The 8,101-nt window shown below is 41.5% G+C and carries 7 protein-coding genes and 1 tRNA gene; all 8 read left to right on the top strand.

Annotation, left to right across the window (positions count from 1 at the left end):
- Positions 1–47: 47 nt before the first annotated feature.
- The 8 genes from D7V20_RS14590 (at position 48) to rpoB (ending at position 8,068) form a co-directional block, all read left to right on the top strand.
- A tRNA-Trp gene (locus tag D7V20_RS14590) sits at positions 48–123 on the top strand.
- Positions 124–198: 75 nt separating this feature from the next.
- Entirely contained in the window at positions 199–639 is a 441-nt protein-coding gene (gene secE, locus D7V20_RS14585; protein ID WP_120384908.1) for a preprotein translocase subunit SecE, read from the top strand.
- 7 nt (positions 640–646) lie between these two features.
- Positions 647–1,180 carry a transcription termination/antitermination protein NusG gene (nusG, locus tag D7V20_RS14580; RefSeq protein ID WP_120384907.1) on the top strand — a complete coding sequence of 178 codons (534 nt, stop codon included), beginning with the start codon at positions 647–649 and terminating at the stop codon, positions 1,178–1,180.
- A gap of 118 nt (positions 1,181–1,298) precedes the next feature.
- Complete coding sequence (gene rplK / locus D7V20_RS14575) at positions 1,299–1,727, top strand: 50S ribosomal protein L11 (protein WP_120384906.1); 429 nt, start codon at positions 1,299–1,301, stop codon at positions 1,725–1,727.
- A 3-nt stretch (positions 1,728–1,730) separates the two neighbouring features.
- Positions 1,731–2,426 (top strand): 50S ribosomal protein L1, encoded by a 696-nt coding sequence (rplA, locus tag D7V20_RS14570; protein ID WP_120384905.1) that lies wholly within the window; start codon positions 1,731–1,733, stop codon positions 2,424–2,426.
- A 328-nt stretch (positions 2,427–2,754) separates the two neighbouring features.
- Positions 2,755–3,261 (top strand): 50S ribosomal protein L10, encoded by a 507-nt coding sequence (gene rplJ, locus D7V20_RS14565; RefSeq protein WP_010114063.1) that lies wholly within the window; start codon positions 2,755–2,757, stop codon positions 3,259–3,261.
- Between the two features lie 48 nt (positions 3,262–3,309).
- Entirely contained in the window at positions 3,310–3,675 is a 366-nt protein-coding gene (rplL, locus tag D7V20_RS14560; RefSeq protein WP_010114065.1) for a 50S ribosomal protein L7/L12, read from the top strand.
- A 304-nt stretch (positions 3,676–3,979) separates the two neighbouring features.
- Entirely contained in the window at positions 3,980–8,068 is a 4,089-nt protein-coding gene (gene rpoB / locus D7V20_RS14555; RefSeq protein WP_120384904.1) for a DNA-directed RNA polymerase subunit beta, read from the top strand.
- Positions 8,069–8,101: the final 33 nt, after the last annotated feature.

Here is an 8,101-nt window from a genome sequence, read left to right as displayed (position 1 = left end):
TTAAGCATGATTCTAACCGAGAGTTTCGACTCTCGGTTTGTGTCTATAGGTCAGTAGTTCAATTGGTAGAGCGTCGGTCTCCAAAACCGAATGTTGGGGGTTCGAGTCCCTCCTGACCTGCCATATTTTTGAAATAAAAACTTGATGTCGGCTAAACTGGTCATATAATAAGTCGCGAAACCTACGACGAGTACAAAAATGTCGAATGATAAATCACGTGACGCAATGAGCGACGCGGCCATTCCCCAAAGAAACAATTCTGCTGAAGTGGTGAAGTCAAGTTCTCCATTTGATTATATTTTGTGGATTATTGCACTGGCTTTATTTGGTTGTGCTTTGATGACAAATCAATATCTTCCAGCATATTGGGCACCTGCCAATGGTATTTGGGTGCGTGTTGGGGTAATTATAGCTTGTATCGTAGTGGCTTTAGGTTTATTATACGCCACCCATCAAGGCAAAGGCTTTGTTCGTTTGCTCAAAGATTCGCGTATCGAATTACGTCGAGTGACATGGCCAACGAAACAAGAAACAGTGACAACTTCATGGCAGGTTCTGCTTGTTATCATTGTTGCTGCAATCATTCTGTGGTGTTTTGACTACGTTATTGGTTGGTTTATGAAGTTTATTATCGGGTAAGAGAGCTATGAAACGTTGGTACATTATTCATGCCTATTCAGGTTATGAAAAACAAGTGATGCGTTCGCTTAATGATCGAATCCAGCGTAGCGCTGTTGCTGATAGTTTTGGTGAAGTCCTTGTTCCTACCGAAGAAGTGGTAGAGATGAAGGATGGTAAGAAGCGTAAATCAGAGCGTAAATTCTTTCCAGGCTATGTTTTAGTTGAAATGGAAATGAATGATGAAACTTGGCACATTGTTAAAGAATGTCCTAAAGTATTGGGTTTCATCGGTGGTACAGCAGAAAAGCCTGCACCTATTACGCAGAAAGAAGCTGATGCGATTCTTGCACGTGTACACAATAAAGGTGAGGCTCCTCGTCCTAAGACGATGTTCGAACCTGGTGAAGAATTACTTGTTATTGACGGCCCATTCACAGACTTTAAAGGTGTGGTAGAGGAAGTTCAATACGAAAAATCGCGTTTAACGTTGACGATTAATGTGTTTAATCGACCAACTCAGGTTGAATTGGAATTTCGCCAAGTCGAAAAGTCGATTTAATCTAAATCGTTTTAAAGCGCTCGATTTATTTATGGATCGGGCATTGTTGTTGTAACGTATCGTTACTTATGAAACTTGGGGAGCTCTAAAAGGCGTTTGTACCCAGAGGTAATTTGAAATGGCTAAGAAGATTGACGGCTATATCAAGCTGCAAGTTCCAGCTGGTAAAGCGAATCCATCTCCACCAATTGGTCCTGCACTAGGTCAACGTGGTGTTAACATCATGGCATTCTGTAAAGAATTCAATGCTGCTACACAAAAAGTTGAAGTGGGTCTACCAATTCCAGTCGTGATCACTGTGTACAACGATAAGTCGTTCACTTTCATCATGAAAACTCCACCTGCATCTATTCTTCTTAAGAAAGCTGCTGGTATCCAAAAGGGTTCAGCGATTCCTAACAAAACTAAAGTTGGTAAGTTGACTCGTGCTCAATTAGAAGAAATTGCGACTACTAAAGAACCAGATTTAACTGGTGCTGATTTAGACGCACGTGTACGTACCATCGCTGGTTCTGCGCGTTCTATGGGCTTGGAAGTGGAGCTATAAGACATGGCTAAATTAACTAAACGCCAAAAGGCCATTGCTGCTGCTATTGAAGCAAACAAAGTTTACACTTTGGAAGAAGCAGTACAAGTTCTTAGCAGCCTTCCTGCTGCAAAATTCAAAGAATCTTTGGATGTTGCGGTAAACTTAGGTGTTGATCCTCGTAAATCTGACCAAGTTGTTCGTGGCGCGACTACACTTCCTGCAGGTACGGGTAAAACTGTACGTGTAGCTGTGTTTGCTCAAGGTGCTGCTGCTGAAGCTGCTAAAGCTGAAGGCGCGGACGTTGTTGGTTTTGATGATCTTGCTGAAAGCATTCAAGCAGGTAATCTTGACTTTGACGTTGTTATTGCTGCTCCAGATGCAATGCGTGTTGTAGGTAAACTTGGTACAATCCTTGGTCCACGTGGCTTAATGCCAAACCCTAAAGTGGGTACTGTAACTCCTGACGTAGCAACTGCAGTTAAAAATGCAAAAGCTGGTCAAGCACGTTACCGTGTAGACAAAGCGGGTATCATTCACGCTGCGATCGGTCAAGTTGGTTTTACTGCTGAAGCTGTTCGTTCAAACGTTGAAGCGCTTATCGCTGACCTTAAGAAAGCAAAACCTGCGACTTCTAAAGGTATTTACATCCAAAAGATCACTTTGAGCTCTACGATGGGTCCTGGTCTTGTTGTTGATGTACAAAACGTTTCTAAATAAGTTTCGACTTAATTAAAGAATTTTAAAGTCCTGTGAATCTCCTTCTCCCTTTGGGGGAGAAGGTCGGGGTGAGGGTAAGACCTCTCCCTAACCCTTTCCTGGTAGGAGAGGGGATATGCAGGCGGACTTTGAATTGATAGATGTAAATTTATCAGCGTCAAAGACCTCAGGTGAAGCGGGTTTTCGGACTTGCTTCTTAATCGACCAGCCTGAGTAGACGCGGTGGTGTGATTTGTTCATCCTCCGCGTGTAAGTTCAATGATGGGCTTACGAATTGGGAGTGTACCTGTGTATTCGGGTACATAAATCACCGTTAGGAGGTTTTACAATGGCTCTTCTTATCGAAGGCAAAAAACAGATCGTTGCTGAAGTTGCTGAAGTTGCTTCTACAGCGTTTGCTGCCGTTGTTGCTGACTATCAAGGTTTAACTGTTGAGCAATTAACTGCTCTTCGTGTTGAAGCTCGTAAGCTTGGTGTTTACACACGTGTTGTGCGTAATACTTTGGCTAAACGTGCTCTTCAAGATACTCAATTTACGATCTTGAATGACAACCTTGTCGGTCCAACAATCTTGGCTTTCTCGACTTCTGAAGATGACATGGGCGCAGCTGCTCGTTTGTTTGAAGAATTTGCGAAAACGAACAAAGCATTTGAATTAAAAGCTGCTGCATTTGATGGCAAAGTTTATCAAGGTGCTGAAGTTAGCGTTATTGCGAATCTTCCAAACCAAGAAAAAGCACTTACTATGCTTGCCAATGTTCTTCAAGCTCCTATTTCGAAATTGGGTCGCCTTATTACAGCGCTCAAAGAGAAAAACGAGTCAGAAGCTGCATAAGCTTAAATCTATTTACACACCATTCAATTTCCATTTGGAGTTATTCTCATGGCTTTAACTAACGAAGAAATCTTAAACGCAGTTGCTGAAAAAACTGTTCTTGAACTTGTTGAACTTATTTCTGCTTTTGAAGAGAAATTCAACGTATCTGCTGCTGCTGTAGCTGTTGCTGCTGGTCCTGCTGCTGCTGCTGTTGAAGAGCAATCAGAATTCAATGTTGAATTGACTTCTTTTGGCGCAAACAAAGTTGCTGTAATTAAAGCAGTTCGTGAAGTAACTGGTCTTGGCTTGAAAGAAGCTAAAGATTTAGTTGAAGGCGCTCCTTCTAACCTTAAAGAAGGCGTTTCTAAAGAAGAAGCTGAAGAACTTAAGAAAAAACTTGAAGAAACTGGTGCTACAGTTACTGTTAAGTAATTTCGCTAGGGGTCGAATCATAATTTGACCCCAAAAAGTGGCTGATGGCTCTTGGGTCATCAGCCTTTTTGCGTTACAATAATCGGCTCGATTTTAGATTGATTGATATAAAAATCATCAATTTTTAAAATAAATATACTAAATCAAACGCTTACCAATATTTTTCAAATTTAAAAATATTGTTAAGCGTTTTGTACCACTGAAATTTGCAGCATTTGTATAAAAGTGGTGGTCATATCGACCTGCGTAATTCCTTCTAAGTCCGTTCTGCAGGCGGACTTAGTTTACTTTCCGAGGACTCCAGATGGCATACTCATATACCGAAAAGAAACGGATCCGTAAGAATTTTGGTAAATTGCCCCAAGTCATGCATGCTCCGTACCTGCTCTCGATTCAAGTCGACTCGTACAGAACATTCTTGCAAGATGGCAAAACACCAAAAAATCGCGAAGATATCGGTCTGCAAGCCGCGTTTCGTTCAGTTTTTCCAATTGAAAGTTATTCTGGCAATGCTGCTTTAGAATTCGTTGAGTATAGTCTTGGTAAACCAGAGTTTGACGTACGTGAATGTATTTTACGTGGTTCGACTTATGCGGCACCAATGCGCGTTAAAATTCGTTTGATCATCAAAGATCGTGAAACGAAATCTATCAAAGACGTTCGTGAGCAAGAAGTGTACATGGGTGAAATGCCACTCATGACTGAGAATGGTACGTTTGTGATTAACGGCACTGAGCGTGTAATCGTATCTCAATTACACCGTTCTCCAGGCGTATTCTTTGACCATGATAAAGGTAAGACGCATTCAAGTGGTAAAGTGCTTTATTCAGCACGTATCATTCCTTACCGTGGCTCATGGTTAGATTTTGAATTTGATGCAAAAGATTTAGTCTTTGTTCGTATTGACCGTCGTCGTAAGTTACTTGCGACGGTTATATTACGTGCATTGAACTATAGCAATGAACAAATTCTAGATATGTTCTATGAGAAAGTACCTGTATATCTTGATATGGGTAGCTATCAAATCGATCTAGTACCAGAACGCCTTCGTGGTGAGATGGCACAATTCGATATTGCTGATAATGATGGCAAAGTGATTGTTGAACAAGGTAAACGTATCAATGCACGTCACGTACGTCAAATGGAAGCTGCTGGTTTAACTAAATTACCAGTTCCAGATGAATACTTGTATGAGCGTATTACAGCAGAAGATATTACTTTACGTGATGGTGAAGTGATTGCTGCAAATACGGTGCTAAGCCATGAAATTATGGTGAAAATTGCTGAAGGTGGTGTTAAACAATTTAACATCCTATTCACCAATGATATTGATCGTGGTCCGTTTGTTGCAGATACTTTGCGTGCAGATACAACTTCTGGTCGTGAAGAAGCACTTGTAGAAATCTATAAAGTGATGCGTCCAGGTGAACCACCGACGAAAGAAGCTGCTGAAAACTTATTTAATAACTTGTTCTTCTCTACTGAGCGTTATGATTTGTCGCCAGTGGGTCGTATGAAGTTTAACCGTCGTTTAGGGCGTCCTTACGAAGTTGGTACAGATCAGAAGTCTCGTGAAGTGGAAGGTATTCTTTCTAACGATGACATCATTGATGTGCTTAAGACATTGGTTGAAATTCGTAACGGTAAAGGTGAAGTTGACGATATCGATCACTTGGGTAACCGTCGTGTTCGTTCAGTTGGTGAAATGACTGAAAACCAATTCCGTGTTGGTCTCGTTCGTGTTGAACGTGCTGTGAAAGAGCGTTTAAACCAAGCTGAAACAGATAACTTGTCTCCACAAGATTTGATCAATGCGAAACCAGTTGCTGCTGCAATCAAAGAATTTTTTGGTTCAAGCCAATTGTCTCAGTTTATGGATCAAAACAACCCATTGTCAGAAATTACACACAAACGTCGTGTATCTGCGCTTGGTCCAGGTGGTTTGACACGTGAACGTGCGGGCTTTGAAGTACGTGACGTACATCAAACGCATTATGGTCGTGTATGTCCAATTGAAACGCCTGAAGGTCCAAACATTGGTTTGATCAACTCGCTTTCTGTTTATGCAAAAGCCAACAACTTTGGTTTCTTAGAGACACCGTATCGTAAAGTTGTAGATGGCCGTGTAACTGAAGATGTTGAATATTTATCTGCAATCGAAGAAGTTGGTACTGTGATTGCACAGGCCGATTCTGGTGTAGATAAAGATGGCAACTTAACAGAAGAATTTGTTTCTGTACGTCATCAAGGTGAATTTGTTCGTATGCCGCCTGAAAAAGTGACGCATATGGATGTATCTGCTCAACAGGTCGTATCTGTTGCTGCATCATTGATTCCATTCCTTGAACACGATGACGCGAACCGTGCATTGATGGGTTCAAACATGCAACGTCAGGCTGTTCCTACATTGCTTGCTGACAAGCCTCTTGTTGGTACAGGTATGGAAGCAAACGTAGCGCATGACTCTGGTGTGTGTGTGATTGCAAACCGTGGTGGACGTATTGAGTTTGTTGATGCTTCTCGTGTGGTTATTCGTGTAAATGAAGACGAAATGATCGCTGGTGAAGCGGGTGTAGATATCTACAACTTGATCAAATATACACGTTCTAACCAAAACACCTGTATTAACCAAAAAGTACTTGTGAAGTTGGGCGATAAAGTTGGTCGTGGTGACGTCCTTGCTGATGGTCCATCAACGGATGGTGGTGAATTAGCGCTCGGTCAAAACATGCGCGTCGCATTCATGACTTGGAATGGTTATAACTACGAAGACTCGATCTTGTTATCTGAGCGTGTACTTCAAGAAGACCGTTTGACTTCGATTCATATTCAAGAATTGTCATGTGTTGCTCGTGATACGAAGTTAGGTGCAGAAGAAATTACTGCGGATATTCCTAACGTCGGTGAAGCTGCGCTGTCTAAACTGGATGAGTCTGGTATTGTTTATATCGGTGCTGAAGTTGCTGCTGGTGACATTCTTGTAGGTAAAGTCACGCCTAAAGGTGAAACACAGTTAACACCAGAAGAAAAATTACTTCGTGCAATCTTTGGTGAAAAAGCTGCTGACGTAAAAGATTCTTCTTTACGTGTTTCTTCAGGTGTTAAAGGTACGGTTATTGATGTTCAAGTGTTTACACGTGATGGCATCGAAAAAGATGAACGTGCTCAAGCAATTGAAAAAGCTCAGTTAGATGCTTACCGTAAAGATTTGAAAGAAGAATTCAAAATCTTCGAAGAGGCTGCTCGTGAACGTATTGTACGTTTGTTGAAAGGTCAAGAATCTAATGGTGGTGGTACAACTAAACGTGGTGACAAGTTAACTGAAGACGTATTGTCTAATTTAGAGCTTGTTGACTTGTTAGAAGTGCAACCTGCGGATGAAGGTATTGCAGAGCGCTTAACTCAAATTCAAGTATTCTTGAAAGAGAAGAGTCAAGAGATTGACGAGAAATTTGCTGAGAAAAAACGCAAACTTTCTACAGGTGATGAACTGACAACAGGTGTATTGAAAGTTGTTAAAGTTTACTTGGCTGTAAAACGTCGTATCCAACCGGGTGATAAAATGGCGGGTCGTCATGGTAACAAGGGTGTTGTATCTAACATCTTACCAGTAGAAGACATGCCGCATGATATCCACGGTGTTCCTGTTGATGTTGTACTTAACCCACTGGGTGTACCGTCACGTATGAACGTTGGACAGATTCTTGAAACTCACTTAGGTATGGCTGCTAAAGGTCTGGGTGATAAGATTGACAAGATGATGAAAGAGCAGCGTACTGTTCTTGAACTTCGTGAATTCTTAGACAAGATCTATAACAAAGTTGGTGGCGAGCAAGAAGATCTTGATAGCTTAACTGATGATGAAATTTTAGTATTGTCAGGTAACCTTCGCCAAGGTGTCCCTTTAGCAACACCAGTATTTGATGGTGCTGAAGAAAGCCAAATCAAAGAGTTACTTGAGCTAGGTGGTATTTCACGTACTGGTCAAACAGTATTGTATGATGGTCGTACAGGTGAACGTTTTGACCGTCCAGTAACTGTTGGTTATATGTACATGTTGAAATTGAACCACTTGGTTGATGACAAGATGCATGCGCGTTCTACGGGTTCTTATTCATTAGTAACTCAACAACCGCTTGGTGGTAAAGCACAATTCGGTGGTCAGCGTTTCGGTGAGATGGAAGTTTGGGCACTTGAGGCTTATGGTGCTGCTTATACACTTCAAGAAATGCTTACTGTTAAGTCGGATGACGTTGAAGGTCGTACTCGCATCTATAAGAACATTGTAGATGGTAACCATTATATGGATCCGGGCATGCCTGAATCGTTCAACGTATTGACCAAAGAGATCCGTTCTTTAGGTATCAACATTGAACTGAAAAATGGTGACTAAGAAATCTCCCCCAGCCCCTCTTTAAATAAAGAG

Origin of the sequence: Acinetobacter rongchengensis, assembly GCF_003611475.1 — a bacterium.
GTDB lineage: Bacteria > Pseudomonadota > Gammaproteobacteria > Pseudomonadales > Moraxellaceae > Acinetobacter > Acinetobacter rongchengensis.
The sequence above is the reverse complement of the archived record's forward strand: the minus strand, read 5'-3'. Positions and strand labels throughout refer to the sequence as shown.